16 protein-coding genes are annotated in these 23833 nt (G+C 46.0%); 5 read left to right on the forward strand and 11 right to left on the reverse strand.

Annotated elements, in window-relative coordinates; translation table 11 throughout:
• Positions 1–48 precede the first annotated feature (48 nt).
• The 3 genes from ACO0KZ_RS17765 to ACO0KZ_RS17775 all read left to right on the forward strand — a co-directional run bounded on the left by ACO0KZ_RS17765 (position 49) and on the right by ACO0KZ_RS17775 (position 3969).
• Positions 49–471, forward strand: a complete 423-nt coding sequence (locus tag ACO0KZ_RS17765; protein ID WP_422997665.1) for a transporter substrate-binding domain-containing protein — start codon at positions 49–51, stop codon at positions 469–471.
• Between the two features lie 1098 nt (positions 472–1569).
• On the forward strand, positions 1570–3441 hold the full coding sequence (locus ACO0KZ_RS17770) for a pre-peptidase C-terminal domain-containing protein (protein WP_422997667.1): 1872 nt from the start codon (positions 1570–1572) through the stop codon (positions 3439–3441).
• Positions 3442–3633: 192 nt separating this feature from the next.
• Positions 3634–3969, forward strand: coding sequence for a zinc ribbon domain-containing protein YjdM (locus tag ACO0KZ_RS17775; RefSeq protein ID WP_422997669.1), 336 nt, complete (start codon positions 3634–3636; stop codon positions 3967–3969).
• 76 nt (positions 3970–4045) lie between these two features.
• Here ACO0KZ_RS17775 and ACO0KZ_RS17780 read toward each other — a convergent pair whose 3' ends face one another.
• The 6 genes from ACO0KZ_RS17780 to ACO0KZ_RS17805 form a co-directional block, all read right to left on the reverse strand.
• On the reverse strand, positions 4046–4399 hold the full coding sequence (locus ACO0KZ_RS17780) for a hypothetical protein (RefSeq protein WP_422997671.1): 354 nt from the start codon (positions 4397–4399) through the stop codon (positions 4046–4048).
• 45 nt (positions 4400–4444) lie between these two features.
• Positions 4445–4954, reverse strand: a complete 510-nt coding sequence (locus tag ACO0KZ_RS17785; protein ID WP_422997673.1) for a hypothetical protein — start codon at positions 4952–4954, stop codon at positions 4445–4447.
• Positions 4955–5029: 75 nt separating this feature from the next.
• Positions 5030–5665, reverse strand: a complete 636-nt coding sequence (locus ACO0KZ_RS17790) for a LysE family translocator (RefSeq protein ID WP_422997675.1) — start codon at positions 5663–5665, stop codon at positions 5030–5032.
• Positions 5666–5752: 87 nt separating this feature from the next.
• On the reverse strand, positions 5753–7942 hold the full coding sequence (locus ACO0KZ_RS17795; RefSeq protein WP_422997677.1) for an ATP-binding protein: 2190 nt from the start codon (positions 7940–7942) through the stop codon (positions 5753–5755).
• A gap of 129 nt (positions 7943–8071) precedes the next feature.
• Positions 8072–8512 (reverse strand): pyrophosphatase, encoded by a 441-nt coding sequence (locus ACO0KZ_RS17800; protein WP_422997679.1) that lies wholly within the window; start codon positions 8510–8512, stop codon positions 8072–8074.
• A gap of 141 nt (positions 8513–8653) precedes the next feature.
• Positions 8654–10375, reverse strand: coding sequence for a response regulator (locus ACO0KZ_RS17805; protein ID WP_422997681.1), 1722 nt, complete (start codon positions 10373–10375; stop codon positions 8654–8656).
• 321 nt (positions 10376–10696) lie between these two features.
• On the opposite strand from ACO0KZ_RS17805, the gene ACO0KZ_RS17810 reads away from it, so the two are divergent.
• Together ACO0KZ_RS17810 and ACO0KZ_RS17815 are read left to right on the forward strand one after the other, a co-directional pair.
• Entirely contained in the window at positions 10697–14776 is a 4080-nt protein-coding gene (locus ACO0KZ_RS17810; RefSeq protein WP_422997683.1) for a sensor histidine kinase, read from the forward strand.
• Between the two features lie 130 nt (positions 14777–14906).
• Positions 14907–18998: a DEAD/DEAH box helicase gene (locus ACO0KZ_RS17815; RefSeq protein WP_422997685.1), complete on the forward strand. Its 4092-nt coding sequence runs from the start codon at positions 14907–14909 to the stop codon at positions 18996–18998.
• 762 nt (positions 18999–19760) lie between these two features.
• Here the strand turns inward: ACO0KZ_RS17815 and ACO0KZ_RS17820 are convergent.
• The 5 genes from ACO0KZ_RS17820 to ACO0KZ_RS17840 all read right to left on the reverse strand — a co-directional run bounded on the left by ACO0KZ_RS17820 (position 19761) and on the right by ACO0KZ_RS17840 (position 23715).
• Positions 19761–20237 carry a hypothetical protein gene (locus ACO0KZ_RS17820; protein ID WP_422997687.1) on the reverse strand — a complete coding sequence of 159 codons (477 nt, stop codon included), beginning with the start codon at positions 20235–20237 and terminating at the stop codon, positions 19761–19763.
• Positions 20238–20249: 12 nt separating this feature from the next.
• The gene (locus tag ACO0KZ_RS17825) at positions 20250–20591 is read right to left on the reverse strand and encodes a hypothetical protein (protein WP_422997689.1); all 342 of its coding nucleotides are present in this window, start codon (positions 20589–20591) and stop codon (positions 20250–20252) included.
• A gap of 209 nt (positions 20592–20800) precedes the next feature.
• The gene (locus tag ACO0KZ_RS17830; protein ID WP_422997691.1) at positions 20801–21568 is read right to left on the reverse strand and encodes a LytR/AlgR family response regulator transcription factor; all 768 of its coding nucleotides are present in this window, start codon (positions 21566–21568) and stop codon (positions 20801–20803) included.
• A gap of 19 nt (positions 21569–21587) precedes the next feature.
• Complete coding sequence (locus ACO0KZ_RS17835; protein WP_422997693.1) at positions 21588–22817, reverse strand: sensor histidine kinase; 1230 nt, start codon at positions 22815–22817, stop codon at positions 21588–21590.
• A gap of 166 nt (positions 22818–22983) precedes the next feature.
• A complete protein-coding gene (locus ACO0KZ_RS17840; protein ID WP_422997695.1) occupies positions 22984–23715 on the reverse strand; it encodes a YceH family protein in 732 nt (243 codons plus the stop codon).
• Positions 23716–23833 lie beyond the last annotated feature (118 nt).

Consider the following 23833-nt stretch of genomic DNA (forward strand, 5'->3'; position numbering starts at 1 on the left):
GCTAGTACAATATGGAAGGCTGTCCGATCACTCTGTGTTAGGATTTATATGTTATCCCTAAATAGATCATTGCTTATCTTGATTTGCCTCACTTCGCTACCCACATTGCGACTTCACGCAGAAACCATAACGGTAGCTTGGCGCCAAAAACCACCTCAGCAATATATAGAAAACGGCAAAGAAAAAGGTGCACTACTCGATCTTGCTAAACAAGTGTTTGCCGATGCCAAGCTTAATGCGCGCTTTGTAGAGGCGCCAGCCAAAAGAATTTGGCATAATTTTTCTAACGGCACCACCAGCTACTGTTCTTTTGGTTGGTACAAAATTTCGGGACGTGAGGCCATAGTTCAGTTTAGTCAAAGTTTTCACAAAGACCCGCCTCATACTCTTATTGTCGGAGCGAAAGCATTAAGTAAAGTGCAGCCGCACAAAACCCTGATAAATTTGCTGCAAGATCCACAACTAAGTTAGGCCATCGTTGATGGCGTCTCTTATGGAGAGACGATTGATGATCTATTCAAACAAAGTAAAAATCGCGTCATACGTAGCACTGCCGCGCCCGCCATTATGGCGCGTATGATCAACGCTGATCGCGCCTCATTCATGTTAATCGACCGTGAAGATTGGCATCATTTGCAGGCGACAGAAAGCAATTTGAATTAGCTGACTCAGCTAGACATGCAAGATATGCCACCTGGCTTAGACCGCTACATCATTTGCAGTAAAGATGTACCTGCTATTGTGATGAATAAAATCAACGCGTCCTTAGCCAAAATAGCCGCCACTAACAATTTGAAATGAGGGATCGAAATTAGCGATCTAAATAGCGAATCAATAAAGGTAGCTCCTAGCCTGCTTAACTAAATTTAAGCTTCACCAACTGTACCTTTGAATTCGGCCCAACTAATGGGGTTTAAACTAAAAACGCCATTTCACGCCAGCTTCCAGTTTTTCTTGCCGCCCTCCTTTCACCGAACCAGCGCGATGAAATTCAAATTCGCCTCTACAAACTGACTCGGCTTGATTCCACGTCCCCAACGGCACAATTTCATTGGCCAAACCTGACTCTCTTTAGCTAATGTGACCTCTGAAAAAACGTTGATTGCAGGCCTGTGCCAAAGCCACTAAAACATCATTCCATTCCAACGACTTTGTCTGAATAGAAGCATGCTTGGATACCAAGTACCTATGCCAACCATAATAGATTCAAAAAAAAAGCAACAAAATACATATAAAAACAATAATTAATTTTTAGTAAAAACTAAATGCACATAATTGATGTAAAAACATTGAATCATCGCCGAAAAGCAATTCTCAACGGCGATTCTTTCTTCTTTAAGCCGCCACATTAAATTTATCCAAAAGTCTTTCTATATGTATATACATATTAGGCATTTTTAAATATATCTCAGGCATACTGAATCTCAGTTTTTTCTGTTTAACTCTGCTTTCGCTTCATCTTCACACCGCTGTTTGTAATGCAAATCCAATATTTGAAGCAGCATTTTTTTTATTATGAAGCGTCAATTCGAAACGGGGCTACGGCCCAAAACACAACAGGGAGATAATATGAAAAAGATAACTATGACACCCACCCGCATCAGCTCAAGCCTGCATTCAGCGCTGTTGGCGGCGGCTCTTTTTAGCGGCGGCAGTGCGCTGGCAGCCGATAATTTACTGGTCAAAGCGAAACAAGAATTAGGTAGCGTCAACGCGGTGATCAATGGTCTGGCAGCACAACATGCCAACCCGAATGCTAGCTTTCTGCGTTCCACGGTTAGCGCTAAAGATACTAGTCAAGAACTAGACACCGACATCACGGATTATCACTTTAAAGATGGTCAGCTGTCTGTGTCTGGGAGAGCTCGTGGCATTGCAAATTCAAGTTTCATACTTAAGGGAAATACACAAAGCATCAAAGGATATTTGGTCAGACATGACACCAAAAAAGCTTATGAATACAGCACCGATGCCAAAGGTGTAGTCAGCGTAGTCGAAGTCCCTATCAGCAAAATCATTCCCGATCTGGATGATCAGTGGCTAAAAGCAACAACTGTCAATAATCTGGCTGGCGCTATTCATCCTGTGTATAGCGCTATGGCTTTACGTCAGGCGCCACATATCGGCCCCTATAATAACGAGGACGTGACTAAACTAGAAAGCAAACCCGGCAGCCCATGGGTGTTTTACCTGAATCACTCCGCAGTCATGAGCGGCTCGACGCCTTTGAACGGTGTGACTAAAGAGAATATGTACCGCGCATGGCAAATCGTGGCGGATCAATACTCCATGTATAACATCAATATCACCACCAATCCTGCGGTCTACAACGCAGCCAAATCTGCGAATATTTTACGTACGGGTGTGATTAACTTCGTCAATCAAGATGGGCGCTCCAACGCACCCTTGAGTTCTTTCGGCACAACTTCTGCGGGCACTTTATACAGAAACCCTTCCAGTGGTTTTGATTATGGCTACGGCATCGGGATGACGGCCGCCCATGAAGTCGGTCATCAAATGGGAATGAACCATGATCACGGCGGTACAGGGGGGGAATATTTTGAAGGTATCGCAGCCTACCAATGGGGTCCTATCATGGGCAATTATTGGATGGGTGCCAACTGGGCAGCTAGCCGCTGGACTTGGAGTAAAGGTGAATACAGCACTGCCACAAATTTCGAAGACGATTTACGGATTATGAACGTCAATGAATCTGTGCCCTATGTCGTGGACGATAACCCATCCGGCAAAGCACTAAACTTGGGCAGTAATGGAGCAATTAGTCCGACCAACAATTTTGGCCAAATCGAAAGAACTGGCGATACCGACAGCTTTACTTTTACCGTGACAGGTACTGGCAAGCTGGACTTAAAAATAGATCCGATTGAGTATTTTGGGATGCTGGACGTTGACGCCAAAATTTATACCGCAGCAGGTACTTTGGTCGCTAGCAGCAATAAACCAGTCAACCGTTCCGCAGAATTTATTGCGCTAAACTTGAGTGCAGGTGATTATCGTCTGGTGATCGCAGGCGGTGCCGAGGGCACGCCGCAAAATGGTTTCTCCAATTACTCATCTTTAGGCTACTACGCCATGCAAGGTAGTCTGACCGGCTCAACGCCACCACCTGACGTTATCTTGACCAGCGGCGTGGCACTTGCAGGTCAAAGTAGTGCCACGGGCACCTGGAAATACTACGCAATCGATGTACCCACTGGAAAAACCAGTGTCGTATTCTCCATCAATGGTGCAAATGGCGATGCTGATTTATTCACGCAATTGACCAGCAAACCCACGACGACGGTCTATAAGTGCAAATCAGACGGCGCAACATCGATAGAAAGTTGCACCGTCAATGCGCCAGCAGCAGGTCGTTACTACCTAGGCGTGTATTCTTATGCCGCATACTCAGCTTTGACAGTGAAAGCGACGGTTAATTAAAAAAAATTGGCATGTTGTAGCTACACCCAGGAACGGAGCCTCGGCTCCGTTCCTTTTAGTGACACAAGTGCAAAATAATTCAAAAAAATCCAATTATAAAAAATTCGCTCAAAACACGAGCCAGATCAAACAAGAGTTCAATACCGGTCGGTTATACTTGCCCACTTTACTTGCTTTTATCTGAAAGAATGTATGTCGAATGTACCTGCCTGCCCTGTTTGCGGCTTAGAAAACACTTACCCCGATGGTGAAAATTACATGTGTGCTGATTGCGGACATGAATGGCCTATACAAGCTGCTGCCGAAGAAAACGATGAACGCATTGTGAAAGACTCCAACGGCAACGTGCTGGCGGATGGCGATGCAGTGGTCTTGATCAAAGACTTAAAAGTAAAAGGCTCATCCACGACCTTAAAACAAGGTACCAAGGTTAAGAGCATACGATTAGTCGGTGGCGATCATGAAGTAGATTGCAAAATGGATGCTGGTAACTTTATGCTGAAAGCCTGTTACCTGAAGAAGGTTTAAGTTTCTGAGGTGCACCGAGAAAGTAAAAAAAATCAGCGCTCAATTAGCGCTAATTTTTTATTTCTTTTTTTAGAAACTAACTATCCGTAGGTGGAACCGGCACCGGCAATACCAAGCCAGTCGCGCTGGAAATCGCCTTCCAGATGACACCTACCACGGCATTCCAAAGTTTTTCTATCGTCACCAACACCAGACCACGTAAGGTTTTGGCGAAACTTAGGGTCATGTCTTCAATACTATTTAGAAAAAATTCTTTGGTGTCGGGCGTGATCTGTCCAGTGCTAATGCCAACCGCCACAAACTCCGATTGCTTCGCAATGGCTTCTATCTGGCGCTCAGAGAAACCACGAAAAGTAGTGACATCCGCATTCAAGACACCCGTCGCAGCAGCTTTCATATCCTGCATCAGTTGATTCACATCGAATGCCATCTTCTTGCTCCCTCAAAAAATACCAGTCTATTTTTAGAACACAGATCAACGCTGTAAAAAATTCTCGTAGGTGATCGCCTGATCAAAATAAATACTTGCTTGCCCTTTAAACGCAATTACCTCATACGCCGTAATACCTTGTTTCTGATCCGTATCACGCATCTTACTTAGTGTCACCGAAATCTGTCTAATGGCTTGGGCGCTGGGCGGTGTCGCATCATCATCACTCAAAACAGTCGTACCCCGTTTTTCCAAAAAACGATTAATACTATCTGTCACCTTATTTTTCGGCATTGGTCGCGCGCCCGCAGCGAGCGCCAAGGCATCTAATCTGCCAATCAAATTTGAATAGCGATCAGCACGTGTGGCAAAATCCTGCGCTTTAGTACCCGACGACATAACCGCGAATAAAGTCATCGCGTCGATACTACAGCTGTTCAGACTATCCACCACATTTTTATCGTAAGCGGGCGCCAATTGCGTCGCGCAGCCGACTAAGAACAACAATTGCAGTAATAAGATTCTTTGCCAAAGCTTAAGAGCTCGTCGCATCATGCGTCCTTTTTCATTTCAAAAAAGATGGAAGAAAATATTTTAAATTAAATTTATCTATTAACTATACATTGATCATTACAAAGACCGATGTTGGCGTAACAAATGTAGCGCAAGCGCGGCCAACACAAGGCCCATGAAATATCGCTGTATTGCTAGCCATTGCTTATTGACGGCAAACCACGCAGCCATGCTACTCGCAGAAAACATAATGATGAGATTCATACTGCCCGCAATAAAAGTTTGTATGCCGCCCAACAAAAAGCTCTGAAACAAAACAGAGCCGCCATCTGGTTGTATGAATTGCGGTAACACCGACATATAAAACACGGCGACTTTAGGATTTAATGCGTTAGTTAAAAAGCCCATCATGAATAATTTCTTTGGTGTTTCATTGGGCATACTTTGCGGATCTAGTGGTGAACGTGCGCCGGGTCGCACCGCCTGCCATGCCAGCCACAACAAATACAGTGCGCCGAAATATCTCAGAATTTCATAGCCCAAAGGAATCGCCATAAACAAGGCTGTTAATCCTATCGCAGCGGAACACACATGTACCGCAAAGCCGCACACCACGCCCAACCATGAAATAAAGCCTGCGCGCGTGCCCTGACAAATCGAGCGTGAAATCAAATAGATCATATTGGGACCTGGCGTGATTGCCATCAAAAGAGAGGCGCCCGCAAAGATCAAAATTGCCTGGTTAGAAATCATTATTTACCAAGTAAAAACAAAAAATAGCCTCGGCGCAGAAAGGAAACTAGCCTAACTTAATACTTCTGGCATCGCTTTCACCCTTACCTACACGGAATGTTTTGCCAAACGGATCCAGAACATCGTACGTACGCCTTCTTCCGACACAAAACCAATTTGCCCCTGCATTTTCTCAATCAAGACTTTAGAAATATGCAGCCCGAGACCTGCCCCTTCTTTCTGACGCACCGCTGCATGACTAGCCTGCGCGAACTTTCCAAATATTCGCGAATGAAATGCAGCGGGTATGCCAGCACCATGATCTTCCACTTGCAATTGATAACAATCATGATCAGGCAAAATACGGATCGTTACCAGCCCACCTACTGGCGAGAATTTTGCGGCATTCGACAATAGATTCGCCATTATCTGCATCAATCGATCAACATCTCCCCACACCATAGCAATTTTCAAATCGGTGTGCAGTTCAAATCTGACTTGATGCATTTGTGCGTAGGCAGTATTTGCATCTATTGCTTGTTGTGCCAACTGGCATAGATCCAGCGATTGAAAGGACATAGTCATCTGCCCTTTTGCCAATTTCTCGAGGTCAAGGATATCGTTGACCAGTATACTCAAACGTTGACTATTCCGATTAGCAATTTTCACCAGATGCAATGCTTTGTCTGGCAACTCGCCCGCCACACCCGCTTCCAACAATACCATAGAACCGCGAATAGATGTCAAGGGGGTGCGTAGCTCGTGACTGACGATAGAAATAAACTCGGATTTCAAATGGTCCACTCGTTTTTGCTCACGTAAATCAAGTATAAAGCCTACCCATTCATCTTCACTTTGTTCCAAGCGCGAAACACCTAGCATGACCGGTATCGGTTTGGCGTCACCTGCAATGATTTCCGTTTCGAATGGCGCTACTGTCTCGCTCTGCGCCAGACTCGCAACCGCAAAACGTTGCTTGCTACTTTCAATTTGCGTACTGAGCGAAAACCAGTTCACACCATTGCCCTTCATAGGCGTGGCGCCCAAAGCATCGCGCCCTAAATCCAGCATCTGCAATAACACATCATTCGCGTCTATCACGCGACCCGTTTTATCGCACTCCATCATGCCTATCAAACTAGAATTCATCAGACGTCGCAGTCGCATTTCGTTGACCTGCAATGCCTGGTAGTTCCTCAGTATTTCATCCTCCAATTGCTTATTCTTTTCTGCCGCTAACGCCTGCTCGGTGATGTCGGTAATAAAGCCGTGCCATAGTATGCTGCCATCACTTAATTTTTCTGGCTGGGCTTGACCTTGCCGCCAGCGAAGCCCTTGCTCCGGCAAAATTACTCGATACTGACAGCGCCAGGGTTCCAGACTCGTTGCGGATTTTTGTATTGACTCTTCCACCTTAGCTTGATCATCTGGGTGCAAGCGGGAGAAAACTAGTGAAGCATTTTGCATCACTTGTTCTGGAGTGACTTCATAAATCTGCTTTATCCCTTCACTGGCATAAGGAAAGCAAGCATTGCCATCGGGAGCCAATTGAAACTGATAGATAGCGCCAGGTACTTGTTCAGACAAACGAGCAAACAAAGCAATCGCGTTGTTCAATTGTGCTTCCGTTTGCTTTTGCTGTAACGAAAAACGATCAATACAAATCAAAACAAAACCAAAACTAAGGAAAACAGCGAATACATAGAAGACCAAATAGGCGAAGTCATTTATGGGGTTCGCGCCAAAAGGTGCGGTCGCCGGATTGGTATCCAGTACCGCATAATAGAAACTACGAAACAGCAAAAAGCAACCACAGCAAGAATAGATAGTCGCTAAAAAACGGACGCTAAATAAATGCTTATACACACTGCTGAATAATAATTGCGCGCTCTTTAAGATGACAATAGACACCAATAAGGAAATCCACACATTGCGCGCAGAAAAATCTAATTGAAAAACCGTGTAGTAAGTTGTGAAACAGGCCTCAATCAAAGGCAAACTCAAATAGAACCAAGGCTTAATTGTTTGTCCGTTGAACTCTACCAGTATGAAAAGGTACCAAACATAAGAAGACAGCAACAGTGCCTGACCGACCACAATAGACACAACATCTGGGATCACACCTCGGAATATGCCCAATATTGCCCAAGCAAACGCTTGCAACAAGGTTGCTTTTGCCCAGCGCGATAATCCGTTTACTTGTCCTAATGAAGCGCGTGATGCTGCGAACAAAGCGATACCAATCAACAAGCTACCAAAAGTGATGAAAAAGACTATCGTCCTTGGGTCAAGATTCATGCTAAGCGGAGCTCCATCTGGAGATTGTGTAAACCATTGTTAATATTGGCTCAGAAACAGGCCAGCATCACTGGTTCCGAGCGATTACTCAAAGCGATTAACCAAAACGATCAACGGATGAACTCAATTTCACCGACCGTCAAACTGTTTTAATGATGCCAACAGTTCTTGAATCTTAGGTTCGGGCTTCCAATAACCAGGTCCTTTCATAACTTTGCCGCGTTCGTCATAAATAGGCAATCCGTCCGCGCCAAGCTTAGAAAAATTCGATTGCATAATGATCGATAAAACCTGATCCAAAGGCAAACCAAATTTTGCCATCTCCGAGGCACAATACACCTGAATATCACCGAGTAAATCCGCAAGCATCGTTAAGACTTTGAGCGGATCTTCACCCGCGATTTGCGCGGCGATAATTTCATCAATCTCATTTACTTCCTCCATCAAAATATCTTTAAATGCCGCCATACGATCTGCAGCGGGTACACCGACATCCAGACTAGGACTTGCGTTCACAGGCAGTTTATAAATGCCATTAAATTTTTTGATATCGTGCGCAAATTCACTCATTGTATTTTCTCCATTCGATTTCTTTCATTTAGTTTTTTCATGAAATTTTAGATCTTATTAATTCGCTTTTGGCAGATTCATTTTCGGTTAGGACGAGGTGTCCCACTTTTCACACGAAATTCAATCAAGCTTTGATGCCAATCAGGCGTTATCCAGTTGCTCCGAACTTGTTGTCAAGCCAGACAAAGCAAGGCTAGCCATTCTCAACATAGTGGCAACTTCTTCGCGATTGCTCGGTTTGCTTAAACAGGCATCAAAACCTGACTGCAAATACGTGGCACAACTTTGTGCATCGTCATTACCTGAGTAGGCGATAACAAAACTAGGTGTTTGTGCATATTGCGCCTGATATTGGCGGATACCTTGTAAGGATTCAATGCCACCCATAATCGGCATATCGAGATCCATGATAATGATATCTGGACGTTGCAGCATCACTTTTTCCAGCGCCATGCGGCCGTTGATTGCAGAATCCAGCGTATAACGCTCTTTAGGAATATATTCGGCCATCACCATTTGATTAAAATCATCGTCGTCCACCAACAGAAGGGAATACTTCGAATTTGGCGCAGTAACTATCAAACCATTCACATGCTGGCTTGGCGACGCTAACGCCTCGCTATGACGTGCTGTTTGTGGTGCCTGACTACGATTCAAAGACAAACACAAGCTGGTACCTTCAATCTCTGATGTCTGCATCGTTAAACTACCGCCCTGCACGGTCGCTAGCAAATGTGAGGAGTAAGTGCCTAACCCTGTACCGCCACTTTTGCCAGAAGTCGAATACTTAGCAAAAAATTGTTCGCGGAGTGCGACTGGCACGGTGCCCTGGTTATGGATACGTAACTGCACCAGCACATCATCGACCAGTGTGATATCGACGGCAGTATGCTCAGGTGCAGCCTCCACGGCGTTTTTGATCAAATTACCTAGGATGGAATAACATAAAGACTCATCCCCTTCGACATACACAGTCGCAGCATTTTCAGGCAATTGTATGTTGACGAATTTAGACTTTGCCTGCGCTCGCAATCCGACTGCAACAAGCTTAGCGATTGCTATTAAATCTACCGCGACCGGACGGAATACATAACTACCGCTCTCCATACGGAACAAATCTAAGGACAAATTCACCATGCTGATTGCGCGATTCGAGGCATTCTCTATCATGCCGAGAATTTCTTCTTCTTGCGCTGACAAAGTGCGTCCTGCTCGAAATAATGAAGGAGCTGCGGCGATGCTGACCAAGGGTGTTTTCAGATCATGCCGAGCGATTCTCTCTACGTCTTCTAACGTTCGCAACGCTAGTTGCAATGCCTGATTTTTTTCATCTAACTCATGGGTTCTCTGCGCCACCCGTTGTTCCAATAGACGCTCAGATTCCTGCACCTTACTCAGCATCACGCCGAACTCATTATTCAATATCCGGAGTTGCTGGTTTTGCTCACACAAGGTTCGTTCATGTTCGTAGGCTAAGAAGGCTGACTTCACCGTAAGAATAATGTCATCGTGATTAAATGGCTTTTCTAAAAACCGATAAAGGTTCGCCTGATTAATCACTTTTTTGACACTGTCAAAATCGCTTTGACCAGTCAACATAATAGTGATGGTTTTGGGGCTACGGTGGTGCAATTGAATTAACAACTCATCGCCCCGCATTCCCGGCATGATGAAATCCGAGATAACAATGCTCAGATGCTGCCCTTGTTGTTCCAGATCCTCCAACAATTCTAAGGCTTCGGCACCACTCTCAGCGATTTCTATCAGCAAGTCATTACCCATTGCATGCGTCAATAAAGTGCGCAAGGCGACTAAGACTGTGGTGTCATCATCGACACATAAAATGATTCCGCTATCGATCATAAGCTGCGCTAAGTGTAATCTAGAAAAAACACAAAAACATGAAGACGGTGAATGCGCCGCCCTATCGATTTAACATATTGCTATGTGACTCTGAGATGCTGCTTAAAGCATGGGAAACCGGAATACCACGGTTCAAGTATTCCTGAATTTTCTAATGATCGCAAGCAGACAGACACACATTGTGTGCAAATCTAATCAGAATCGCCCATCACATCAAGAATGACACGGATAGCCATTGCTAATTGACCACACTCCTCACGCAGCATTGTGCTGCAATGCTACTATACAAACACATTTCTTCCAGCCTTGAGCAAACCAGCGATGCCTATTATTCCAGCACTCACTGTCGTCATCAGTGCGGCACTCTTGGTGTTAAGTCAAAGTATGTCATTTGCTCATGCTGCAACTGCGACAGCAGGCGCCAACATTGAATTTAAGAGTGCCGACAAAACCTTATTGACCAATAAAGACTTTTCCTACGCCCAACATTATTTCGAGCGTATAGGTAATGAAGACTCTCTGCCTATGAATATCGTGACCGCGCTGGCGCAAGATGCTCAGGGTCTGATTTGGATAGGTACGCAAGGCGGCCTAGTACGTTATGATGGCTATCATTTTGAAAAATTTGTACACAACCCACGTAACCCCAATTCAATTTCTGGCGATTACATTAAGAGTTTGTGGGCGGCGCCTGATGGGCACGTCTGGGTTGGCAGCCTGAGCAGTGGCATCTCCATTTTCGATCCGGCCACCGGAAAGTTTTCAGCCTTACGTTATGGCGAACAAGCTGACAAAACATTGGACATAGGTGCCATACAAAGCATTAAAGGCGATGCCCGTGGTGGCGTCTGGATTGTTGGTTCAGACCAAGGTCTCTTGTATTTAAGTCCAGACCGTAAAAAAATAACTTCATATCGACATAGTGCCGACGATCCACTGAGCTTACTTGACGACAAGGTGCGCAGTATCTATCTAGATCAGCAAGAAACGCTGTGGATAGGCATGAGCAATGGTTTGCAGCGTCTCAAAAAGAATAGCCCCAATTTTGAACTGGTCGCAACTGATCCCAAACAAGCAGATTCCTTGATCGGTCATGAAATCCGCAGTATCTTTCAGGCACAAGATGGCAAGATCTGGCTAGGCTTTGTGAAAAACGGTGTCGCCTGGATAGATCCCAATAGTAAGCAATTGCATCGAGTAAAACTAGACAATTTTGGTTTAAATAGCCTAGGTGATAATGTCATCGACATCATCACCCAAGTGCGGCCCGAAGAAATCTGGCTTAATCGCTACGGCTACGGCATTTATGTATTGGACGCGAGTAGCGGTGAACTTATACACAGGATACGCAACGATGCGGCCGTGGCCGGCAGTTTGGCATTCGATCAGATTGGCGCCATGTTATTTGATCGCTCCGGCATGCTTTGGGTGGGCTCATGGGGTGGCGGGCTGCAACGCTATAGCAATCATCAAGAAGCTGTGCGCATGCTGCGTCAGAGCCCCAATCGAAGTAGTGGTCTGACACGCTCCAATATTCGTAGCATGCTGGAAACCAGTGACGGCAAAATCTTAATTGGCTCAGACGGCAATGGCATCGATATTTTTGATCGTAAATTAGGCTTAATCGGTGGTCACCGAACAGACACGGATAGACCAGACAAAACCATCGCCACAGCGGTACTAGCGTTAGCGCAAACAGCCGATCAAAGCATTTGGGCTGGTACGCGACTATCCGGCTTACAAAAGCTCACAATGGGTAAAAAGGATTGGCAAACTTATTCGATGGAACATGGTCTGCCGAGCAATCAGATTCGCAGTCTTTACACCAGCAAGAATGATGACTTATGGGTAGGCACGACCTTGGGGGTCGCGCTAAGGAAAGCAGGTCAACAAGGGTTTACCAGTTTCACGGAATTTTCTGGTGTGCCGATGAATAGTTATGTGACCTCATTCACCGAAGACCAGCAAGCACGTATTTGGATAGGTAGCGAATCGGGATTGTGGCTGTACCAACCAGGCAGTAAGCACTTACAACAAATACTACACGATCCTATGTTGCGAGATAGCTTAAGCTCGAACGAGGTCAACGGATTATTGATCGATAGTCAGGGGCAATTATGGGTCGATACCGCACAGGGTTTCGACAGACTATTGAGCTGGGATGGCAAGACCGCCAAGTTCGAACATATCAGCGATCAACTCGGTCGTCCCGGTCTCTATTTTGGCGCCAATTTATTAGAAGACAAACTCGGCCGAATCTGGACACAATGGTATGTGTATGACCCCAAAACCAAGCGTCTACACGATTTATCCAAATCGAATGGAGTTGATATAGGAACAGCGTGGGTAGGCTCTTACCTTCGAACGCGCGATGGCATATTTATGTATGGCGGTACGCAAGGTGTCGCAATCATACGACCGGAATTATTTCAGGCCTGGTCATATCAACCACCGGTCGTGGCGACTGGCCTTAAAATCAATGGTATCGATCAGGCGATGGGCATACTCCAGCATGGTTTGCAGCTACATCCCGAACAACGTCATTTTGAAATCGAGGTGTCCGCCCTCGACTATCTGTCGCCGCAAAAAAATCGTTACGCGTATCGTCTGCTAGGCTACCAAAATGAATGGATAGAAACTGATGCCTCGCATAGAAGCATTAGCTATGGCAATCTATGGCCGGGTGACTACACTTTGCAAGTTAAAGGCAGCAATCGGCAAGGCGATTGGAGTCCATTTGAATTGTCGGTGGCAGTGAAAGTACTCCCTGCTTTCTGGCAATCGACTTGGTTTATTGCACTCTGCTTATTGCTGACGGGGAGTTTGATTTATACCCTGTATCGCTGGCGCTTAGCACGTGTCAAAGAAGAGAAACGTAATTTACAAAAATTGGTCTCGGCAAGAACTGAAGATATTTTGCAATTAGCAGAAGCAGGTCAAGGATTAACCGCGAGCCTGGACACAGAACAAACTTTTGAAAAAATTCATAAGCAAGTTTCAGCGCGCTTGGACGCGCATGTATTTGGGATCGCCTTTTGCGAAAACAGCGATCAAGCCGACGCGTTGATAGAATTGGATTATCTCGTCGAAGACGGTGCCCGTCAGCCCGCAATTCAATACACGCTCAATGAACAACATACCCCTGCGGTTTGGTGTGTGCGTCAAAAGCGTGAGCTGGTTACAGCTAAGCTTGAAGAATTATTACAGTTCATAGACAGTATTCCTCGCCCCAAATATGGGCAGGCTATGGAATCGATCATCTACCTGCCGCTGTTTGTCGAAGCCAAAGTCATCGGTTGCATGACGGTGCAAAGTCCACGCCAGCACGCCTATAGTCAGGATCAATTAGAATTCTTACGCGCCTTAGCAAGTTATGTTGCGATCGCCGTAGCCAATTCTCAATCGCACCGCCATTTATTGGACGCGCAAAGACAATTAGCACAGCAAGAAAAAATGGCCTCACTAGGGCAATTAGTCGCGAATGTGGCGCACGAAATTAATACGCCTATAGGGGCGATAAAATCGAGCGGCAATAATATTTCTACCGCGCTCGACATGGCGATGCACGAGCTAGCTGAGTTGATGGCTATGCTCGATAAGGACGCACGAGAATTATTCATGGCATTAATCGCGCAAGTCAAAGCACAACAGCATCTGTTCAATACCCGTGAAGAACGACAACTGATCGCCAGCACCGCCGAAGCACTAAACCAATTAGGATTAAACGACACCCGTCGCAAAGCCAAAGTCATGGTGCAATTACGCACGCAACATCAGTTAGAACAATTCTTGCCATTACTCCAGCACCCAGAGTCAGATCGCATACTACAAGCCGCCAGCTCCATCGCCGCCATCGTACACAGTGCAGAAAATATTCAAGTCGCAGTGGACCGCGTCGCAAAAATTGTGTTCGCATTTAAGTCGTTCAGCCGCATCGGCAATCACAACGAAAAGACACTGGCCAATCTGCGCGACGGCATGGAAACCGTGCTTACGCTTTATCAAAACAAAATCAACCAAGGCACTGAACTGATCTGCCAATTCGAAGAAATACCAGCGCTGCTATGTTGGCCGGATGAGCTGGTACAAGTCTGGGTTAATCTAATCCATAACGCGCTACAAGCCATGAATTATCAAGGACGATTGACGATACACCTACAAAAAATCGACGACAACGCTGTCGTCAGCATCAGCGATACCGGCGCCGGCATACCCGAGGCAATACGTTCGAAAATTTTTGACGTATTTTTCACCACCAAGCCAGTCGGCGAAGGCAGCGGCCTCGGCTTAGATATCGTCAAGAAAATCATCAACAAGCATAGAGGCAGTATCAGTTTTGAGAGTGAGACTGATAAGGGTACGACGTTTATTGTTAGTTTGCCGTATGAAACTAATGTGTAGATGAAAAACCTTAAGAGTTATTCCCTTAACATGTGCAATCTAGGAAAACCGATGTGGATACTCTGGGCATAAGTTAAAATGTTGTCTATTTGCTTTTAGCGCGCACACGCTCTCACCTGCACAGCACCTCATGTCTCAATTCGACCATCTAGCTCCTGAAGATTTTCCGTTTCTGTACGCACTTGCGCTATTCGACGCGCCTTTAAGTCAGGCTGCGATGCTGGAGCTTTTGCTAATGCGTCGAGAATCAATCGGCAAGGCGGGAGAAATCCCTAGCATTTTGACCGTGCGCGATTACCTGGCGCGCTTGCATGAACAGCAGTTGGTCGTGCCGATTAGCGGTAAAGGCTATGCCTTGGCAGAGGATTTACAGATGCCGGTTTTGCTACATTTGAAGCAGCATACGGATCTGGGAAATTGGATCAACAGCATCCGGCAGCTGCTCGCAAATAGAAAAGAATACGATAACTGGAAAGCAAAGAATGCCGCCTTCTGTCGGCGTGAGTTACTGTTTTCTTTATTCATTAATGATGCCAAAGGTACCGTCTATTGGCGAGATGAGTTTTTTTCTGCAAAAAGCGAGGATAGAACAACACTGGGTGAAATTCTGTTCCGCAGTGCGCCAGGGGAAAAAGTCTTCTCTGGCTTTGACAAAATTGCGCAAGCCTCCTTGCTATCTGACCTCTTCTTTGATGCAAATTGGCATATTAATGATGTGCAACGAGCATTTAACTATGCCCGCCAGCATCTGGCCGAATTTGGGCTGGGAATAGAATTTCTATTTGAACAATTTGCCTGGCAATGCCTGCTGCGCGGTGAATTTGAGGTACTGGATGCAATCGCAGATTTATGTCCCGAATCAGATCAAGCGACCTATCAATTCATACTCGCCATCAAAGAAAATGACTACCCAAAAGCCTTGCTTCTGAGCGAACACATCGTCAAACAAATCAAGGTAAAAACAGGTAAGCGCAAAATACACTTGAGCGATCTAGCAGGGCTGCTGTACACCGTGAGCTTGCTCGCCAGTGATGCACCGGAGCATAGAAAAAAACTGAAAGAACACGTCGATGAAGGCATCAAACAAAACGATGGCTTCACCTACTATCTATTGGAAGCGCTGAGCAATCATCTAAACCAAGGTATCGCGCTGCAAGCCAAGCGCTACGTACTACAACGTCAGCTCAGCGTGGAAACCCTGTTCGAAGGATTGGCGCTGTTCTGGGAAGATCAAACGCAACGCGAAGATGTACACAGCCGTTTGCAAGCCGCATGTCAACAATATCAACAGCGCGGTTACCATTGGCTGGCGGCGGAAACAGATGCCCTGCTGATTAAGCAATTTAACGACAGTCCACAATTAGCGGGTTGGCATCAAGAACGGCAATTGCAACCTCTGTTTGCTGCATTCAAAAAAGAAGAAAGCTGGCAACGAGCCTTGCAAGCCTTGTCGAATTTAAACGTAGCGGAACCCGGCGACCATAAGAAAACCACCGCTGATACGCGTTTGGCTTGGATGCTCACGCTACTACGCGACGACGCACAGTTAGAGCCGCGCGAGCAAAAAGCCAGCGCCAAAGGCGTCTGGGGCAAAGGCCGTCCTGTGGCATTAAAACGCTTATTAGAAGAAGACGAAGCGCTGTCCTATTTGAGCGAGCAAGATAAAAAAATCGCGAGCTGCATACGCAAAACTTACGGTGGCTATTATGGCGGCAGCGAATATATGCTGGATGTTGAACGCGCCTTGCCGCTTTTACTGAATCATCCGCATATCTATTGGAACGATGCGCCAGACACTCGCGTAGAAATCACCAAAGGCGAAATAAGCTTACTACTGAAAGAAAAGAATCAACAAATCAGTCTGCAATTAGAACCCGCTCTGCAACAAGACCAAGCCTATCTGATACGCAAAGAAACGCCGACCCGACTGCAGCTATTTAGCTCTAGTCCAGAGATCAAACAAATCGCGGGCATTTTAGGCACAGGCTTAACCGTACCGAGTGCCGCCAAAGCGCAACTGGTTGATGTGATCGCTGCGATCGCGCCGCATCTTTCCATCCATTCTGATCTGCCTGAGTTGGCGCAGCATATGCACACGGTAGCAGCTGACTCAACTTTATTTGCGCATCTACTTCCCTTGAAACAAGGCTTGCGGGTGCAAATTCTAGTGCGTCCTTTAGTTGAATCTGGCTGGTTCACGCCGGGTAAAGGGGCTGCCCACGTACTGGGCGAACACGAAGGCAAACCTGTGCAAGCCAGCCGCGATCTCGCACAAGAAAAAAACGCTTTACAAGGCTTACTGAAAACTTGCCCCGCTTTCTCTGAAGCAGAAGAAAACAATAATGAATGGCAATGGCAGGAACCAGAACAATGCCTTGAGTTATTAACGCAACTAAAAGCGCTACCTGAGGCGCAATTGCAATTAGTCTGGCCTAAAGGCGAACGCTTCCGCCTCCAAGGTCAGCGTGGTCTGGGCAATCTGCGCCTCTCGATCAAGAAGCAAGGTGAATGGTTTATCGCTGGTGGTGAAATCAGTCTAGATGACGGTAGGATTTTGGCCCTACGTGAATTACTGCAGATGGCGGCGACCAGCAAAGGTCGATTCTTAAAATTAGGCGACAATGAATTTCTCGCCCTGACCGACTCCTTCCGCAAACGTCTGGACGAACTGCGCCTATTTGGCGAATTGAATGGTAAAGATGGGATACGACTCAATCCTTTAGCCGCCGCCGCGATGGCAGAACTAGCAGCGGAAGCCGGTGAATTAAATGCCGATAAAGCGTGGCGCGAGCAAGTGAGCAAACTCGACGCACTGGCGCAATTTACACCGCAAGTACCATCAACTTCACAGGCGCAACTGCGCGATTATCAATTAGAAGGTTTTCAGTGGTTGGCACGCTTAGCGCATTGGGGCGTGGGTGCCTGTCTCGCCGATGATATGGGCCTGGGCAAGACAGTACAAACTTTGGCGCTCTTGATTGACCGCGCACCGCAAGGCCCAGCCTTGGTGATTGCGCCTATCTCGGTCGCAATGAACTGGCAATCCGAGGTCGCCCGTTTTGCACCGACCTTGCGCGTACGCGCCTATCAGCAGCAACGCTCATTAGAAGACTTAGGTGCTTTCGATATTGTCATCGCCAGCTATGGCATGTTGCAACAAGATGCCAGCGCCTTCGCCAATGTGCATTGGCACAGCGTGGTCTTAGATGAGGCGCAGGTCATCAAAAACGCTGCTACTAAACGCAGTCAGGCCGCCATGGCATTACAAGCCGATTTCAAAATGATCGCCAGCGGCACGCCGATAGAAAATCATTTAGGTGAATTATGGAATCTATTCCGCTTTATTAATCCTGGGCTATTAGGATCAAAAGAAAGCTTCGCTGAACGCTTTGCCTTACCGATAGAAAAAGGCGACAAGGTCGCGCGCGCCAATCTCAAAAAATTGATTCAAGCCTTCATACTGCGTCGTACCAAGACTCAAGTGCTCAGCGAATTACCGGCTCGTACCGAGATCAATCTACAAGTCGAGCTGAGCGATGAAGAGCGGCATTTATACGAAGCATTACGTCAAGAAGCGCTAGACAAAATAAGTCAGGCCGATCCTAGCAAAGGGCAAGCCATGCAAGTACTGGCCGAGATTACCAAACTGCGTCGCTTCTGTTGCCACCCAAAACTGGTCATGAAAAACGCCAAAATCAGCGGCAGTAAATTAAGTGTATTGCAAAGCACGGTAGAAGAATTATTAGAGAACCGCCACAAGGCACTGGTGTTCAGCCAATTCGTCGATCACTTAGCTTTAGTACGCGAGTGGCTAGACGAACAAGGCATCGCCTATCAATATCTGGACGGCAGCACGCCCGCTCTAGAAAGAAAAAAACGCGTCGATGCCTTCCAAGCGGGACAAGGGGATATTTTCTTAATCAGCTTAAAAGCCGGCGGCACCGGCCTGAACCTGACCGCCGCTGACTACGTCATCCATCTCGACCCTTGGTGGAATCCGGCAGTAGAAGACCAAGCCTCCGACCGTGCCCATCGTATGGGGCAACAACGTCCCGTCACCATTTATCGCCTGGTGACACAAGACACGATAGAAGAAAAAATCCTCGCCTTACATGCTGAAAAACGTGATTTGGCAGATAGTTTGTTGGATGGTGGGGATGGGGCGGCACGTTTGGATAGTGCGGCTTTGTTGAGGTTGATTCAGGATAATGGGGTGGGATAGGTTTTGGTTTTTTGGTTTACTTATATGATTCGAGCTTTAATGTTTGAGCATGGATTAAATTTTTAGGGCGGGTGAAACCCGCGCTGTGTTTTTTTCGCGCAATTGATTTTTGTAAGTACTCATCGTTTGCAGGTCGGGTGTGGCTCGACAGCCAATTACCTTTTTTGCTTCGCCAAAAAAGGTAATCCAAAAAAGGCGACCGTAGACTCGCCCTTCGGGTGCTTACGCTGCGCTTCAGCATAATTTGTGCGTCACAAAAAATGGGAAAGTGTTGAAACTCGCCTGCGGCTCAAACAACAACACTTTCTTATCCATTTTCTGTGATGCACAAATTACATCGTCTCGAACGGGGGTAGGTCAACAGCAAAGTCAATAGCGAATTCAAAAGCAACGACCTACAGCTGCCATTAGAAAAATGTATGTTTGTCGAGACTGATTGTTTTGATGTTGGGGTTGTTTTTGACTTTGACCTTCATCCACTTCTGACACTGCCAATTGTGCAGGACAGAAAATGGACAAAGAAAGCTTCGTTGTTTGAGCGTAGCGAGTTTCGAAGCTTTCCCATTTTTTGTCTTGCACAATTGGGAAGCCGAAGGCCAGTGGCAGCGTGGTCGCCTTTTTTGGGTTACCTTTTTTGGCGAAGCAAAAAAGGTAACTAGCTGTCGGGCCACACCCGACCTACAGACCAACGAGCAATCCAAAACGTTAGAACGAAATACAAACAAAAACACAGCGCGGGTTGCACCCACCCTACACATTACCTCAATCAATCCTACCAAAATCCTGCTGCATCCACTTCAAAGCAGAAGCCTGATTCAACTTAAAATCCGGTCGCACTTTGATTTTTGCAATCTGCTCCCCTTCAGGATCAAACGCACTCAAATAAGCATAAGGATCATCCTCATCCGGAATGATCTGCAGGCAGATCTTGTAATCCATCTCCGCGCCACTCACGATCAAATTCTTATTCAAAGTCGCATACAATTGTTGCTCATGACGACGGACGAATTCGCTGGCGGTTTTCACTAGCGTGTTAAACGCATTGTGATCTAAAGGCTTAGGATTTTTTTTATCGCGTCCCATAGTCCACGGTCCGATCAAGGCCGGTTCTGCCTCACCGTCTTTGTACATGGCGACCGCCCAACCATCGTCATCATCATTCTTAATCACGCGTGCGGTCCAAGCTTTAGCTTGCCACACCCGGGCTTCTTGTATTAGTTCTAAATCTTGATCTGACATCGTCGCGATCTCTTATTTCTTCACTGCTGCTGGTTTCACGGCCGGTTTTGCAGCATTAAAGACTTTGACGATACTGACGCCTTCGCTACCTGTGTCACAGGTGTAAGCGCCATCTTTTAATTGTATAAATTGTTCCGCTTCCAACTCGAGCACTTGTCCGTTGACGTTCAAAGCACAACTACCGGTCAACACATAAACACGAAAACCATGTGAAGCTTTGATCGTGATGCTTTGATTGGCTTCGTAAGTATTGCTGTAAAACTTATAGTTTTCTGAAGGACGGTGCTGTTGGCGTACGCCGACTTCAGAGATGCTGACGTCTGAAATATCAGACCAGGATTGAACTTGTGACATGGAAATTCCTTGAGAATAGTGTTGAAGTGATATTTCTATTGAACACTGCTTTAAGTACATAGACTCGATTTACACAGGAAAACTGAGGTAAACCATGTAAAACAGCGAAGAAGATGCCGGAGTATACGTGAAATTAATGATTTCCGACTCAGGCACCGAGCAGAAACACTTTCGCTATTGTCAATTCACTCTCAAATTCATTCTCTAACTCATTCCCTAAACAAATGCGTAAAATTTCGACTTACCAAGAGTTTTTCACTACAACCTTTGATCAATATCTGCATACGCTCTGCATCCAATCGTTCTGCCGCCAAAATCGCTTTGGTGTTAACGACGGTGGATCGATGTACTTGCCAAAATTTTTCACTATCTAAACCATCAATTAAATCCTTCAACGCGGTGCGGATTAAGGCTTCGTAATCTGCGAGTACCACCCGTGTGTACTTCGTATCCGATTGAAAAAACAAAACCTCATCAACATCAATTAGTTTAATCTGCTTACCGACGGTCGCCTTGATCCATTTCATCTTTTCTTGCTTAGGCATAGTGCCAGGCGCAGAGTTTTGCAGAGTTTGCTGCAAACCGCTCAACAAACTTGATAGGTCGCTTGGAACCACATTTAATTTCTCTTTAATACGTTCTATCGTTTTTTCCAAACGCTGCTCTTGTACCGGCTTAAGCAAATAGTCGACGGCTCCCGCATCAAAAGCCTCAATTGCGTATTGATCATATGCCGTGATAAAAACGATATGTGCTGCTTTGCCGATTTTTTTCGCGACCTCAATACCGGACATACCAGGCATACGAATATCTAGAAAAACAAGTTTGGGCTCATGCTCTAAAAACCCATCCCACGCATCGTTTCCATTCTCCGCCACTTTTACAATCTCCGCCTGTGGCCAAACACGTGCCAATTGCCCGAGCAAGCGGTCACGCATCAAAGGTTCGTCTTCGGCGACTAAAATTTTTATCGTCATTGGTTTATCCAAATTTGAATTAAAGTGCTGCGCTTTGCACAAGCGGTAAGGAAATCTCAGCGATAACGCCGCCCTCTTCCGCTTCACTTATGTCGAGTCCAGCTTTATCCGAATAGGCAAGACGCAAGCGATCACGAATATTTTGCAAACCGATACCGTTGCTTGGCTTGTCACTCAAACCTACACCTGTATCTTGTACCGTAATGCATAAATCGTTGCCTGAAACCTCAGCGTTAATATGAATACTGCCGCCTCGAATTGATGGCTCTAGCCCATGCTTAATCGCATTTTCTGCCAAGGTTAATAAAACCATACTTGGAATTTTATACGCCCGGAGTTGTTCCGGTAAATGCATGCTAAATGTTAAACGATGTGCCATACGCACTTGCATCACTTGCAGATAAGCTTGCACCATCGCGAACTCTTCTTCCAAACTGATCTGCTCGGAGCGCATCTCACTCATACTCGCACGTAAAAAAACTATCAAATTTGCGGTTAATTGTGCTGCTTTCGATTCTCCATCAAGCCCCTTTGCACCTTGTTCTGCTAGTTGCTGTACCGCTCCTAAGGTATTAAATAAAAAATGGGGTTCGATCTGAGCACGCAACAAACGCAATTGAGATTCACTCAATTCACGTGCGACTTTATCGCGCTCTGCTTCCCATTGCAGTTGAGTCGCAATGCGCTCATAGCCTACATTACGCCACGCTGCCACTATGCCAACCAAAATGCCATACACCGCACTGATCACGGCAGATATCGTTAAGATTGTTGGTGCGCGCTCTAGGAGCAATGGCAATATAGGCTTATTCGTCATTAACGCAATGACAGCACTAGCAATAAAAGCACCACCAAAAACACTGATCTGCGTGAAGAAAAATATCGTATATTTTTTCTCGACGACGCGACGATAATTGAACCAAATTGAAGTCAATGCTAATAGCAAACTGAAGCCAACAACATTAGCAATCAACATCGCGCTAATTTTAGTAATGTTCTCTTTCCAAAGAGTGATCGTCAGACCCACGCCACAAAAAAAGAGCGCGCACGCAAAAAGAACTCGCCATAGACGCCAGCCATTATATTTCTCACAAAATTGATGCAACTGCCTACGCTCTATCGCAGTTAAACGTTCGATGCTACGTGCAATCTTTTGGTTCAATGAACCTTGCGCTACTTCGGGGGTGAGTAAAATGGCCAGCAATTCGTCTTGCCAATTGCGATGCCATTCAGTGAGTCGTCTCCACATCTTCATTTTCTCCGCATTCCATCAAAGTGAGATCATGCTAATACCTAGCACAGAGATTTTCCAGACAGATACGATCAAGGACGAAAACACAGGGTTCAAATACGATTTGATTAAACGAACAGTCTGTTACAAACTGGCGACACCAATCTAACTTCGTCAAATCGGTTTAATCAAACTGCTTAGCAAATTGGGAGAATTGCTCAGTCAGTTGCTTGACTTGCAGGCGCAAAGCTTGCACTTCATTTTCTAAGCTAGCTATACGATCCGCGTTGCTGCCACCGACCTCACTTCTATGCGACCCTATCGGTCGAGCGGCGATAGACTGTGCATCTTCTTCGGTGCTACTCAAGAGATGCACATAACGCGCTTCTTTGCTGCCAGGTGCTTTCGCTAAACGCGTGACCAAAGGCGGGTATTTATCCATCAGATAGTTCAGAGTCTTCTCTACTTGCTCGACCGAAGAAAAATCATGCAAACGACCACAACGACTACGAATTTCACCCGCCGTTTGCTCACCACGCAACATCAAAGTAGCGAGCACCGCTAACTTATCCTGATCGAATAAGTATTTGATTCTGAGTCTATGCTCATACTTCGCGACGCGAGCACCGGCCTGATGTATCACGCCTGCCAGTTTTTTCAATACCAAACGATCGATTGCTTGCACTACGTCGTCTTCCGTCAAATTCATGACGGGGTCGCGACTGCTAAGTTGATTGCATGCATTCACCAACGCATTGAGTGACATAGGATAATTGTCTGGTGTGGCGGCCTCTTTTTCAGCAAGAGACGCAAGCACACGCACTTCAACATCGTCCAACAGTGACGCATCATTCTCTGCGACAGGCTGATGCGCCGTGCTCACATCTATTGCTACATTCGAAAGTTCTTGATTCATGTCAATCCCACCGCAAGTTTTTAATATTCATTGAATTTTACTAGTATAAGGGTTTACTCAGTACATTCTGTCGGCACAGCTCATGTCGCGCATCGTATTTGATGCATCTCTATACTGG

Origin of the sequence: Undibacterium sp. Di24W, from assembly GCF_049340325.1 — a bacterium.
GTDB lineage: Bacteria > Pseudomonadota > Gammaproteobacteria > Burkholderiales > Burkholderiaceae_D > Undibacterium.

Coding starts and splice junctions, on each gene's coding strand:
- ACO0KZ_RS17765 (WP_422997665.1), top strand. CDS start 49: ATGTTATCCCTAAATAGATCATTGCTTATCTTGATTTGCCTCACTTCG.
- ACO0KZ_RS17770 (WP_422997667.1), top strand. CDS start 1,570: ATGAAAAAGATAACTATGACACCCACCCGCATCAGCTCAAGCCTGCAT.
- ACO0KZ_RS17775 (WP_422997669.1), top strand. CDS start 3,634: ATGTCGAATGTACCTGCCTGCCCTGTTTGCGGCTTAGAAAACACTTAC.
- ACO0KZ_RS17780 (WP_422997671.1), bottom strand. CDS start 4,399: ATGGCATTCGATGTGAATCAACTGATGCAGGATATGAAAGCTGCTGCG.
- ACO0KZ_RS17785 (WP_422997673.1), bottom strand. CDS start 4,954: ATGATGCGACGAGCTCTTAAGCTTTGGCAAAGAATCTTATTACTGCAA.
- ACO0KZ_RS17790 (WP_422997675.1), bottom strand. CDS start 5,665: ATGATTTCTAACCAGGCAATTTTGATCTTTGCGGGCGCCTCTCTTTTG.
- ACO0KZ_RS17795 (WP_422997677.1), bottom strand. CDS start 7,942: ATGAATCTTGACCCAAGGACGATAGTCTTTTTCATCACTTTTGGTAGC.
- ACO0KZ_RS17800 (WP_422997679.1), bottom strand. CDS start 8,512: ATGAGTGAATTTGCGCACGATATCAAAAAATTTAATGGCATTTATAAA.
- ACO0KZ_RS17805 (WP_422997681.1), bottom strand. CDS start 10,375: ATGATCGATAGCGGAATCATTTTATGTGTCGATGATGACACCACAGTC.
- ACO0KZ_RS17810 (WP_422997683.1), top strand. CDS start 10,697: ATGCCTATTATTCCAGCACTCACTGTCGTCATCAGTGCGGCACTCTTG.
- ACO0KZ_RS17815 (WP_422997685.1), top strand. CDS start 14,907: ATGTCTCAATTCGACCATCTAGCTCCTGAAGATTTTCCGTTTCTGTAC.
- ACO0KZ_RS17820 (WP_422997687.1), bottom strand. CDS start 20,237: ATGTCAGATCAAGATTTAGAACTAATACAAGAAGCCCGGGTGTGGCAA.
- ACO0KZ_RS17825 (WP_422997689.1), bottom strand. CDS start 20,591: ATGTCACAAGTTCAATCCTGGTCTGATATTTCAGACGTCAGCATCTCT.
- ACO0KZ_RS17830 (WP_422997691.1), bottom strand. CDS start 21,568: ATGACGATAAAAATTTTAGTCGCCGAAGACGAACCTTTGATGCGTGAC.
- ACO0KZ_RS17835 (WP_422997693.1), bottom strand. CDS start 22,817: ATGTGGAGACGACTCACTGAATGGCATCGCAATTGGCAAGACGAATTG.
- ACO0KZ_RS17840 (WP_422997695.1), bottom strand. CDS start 23,715: ATGAATCAAGAACTTTCGAATGTAGCAATAGATGTGAGCACGGCGCAT.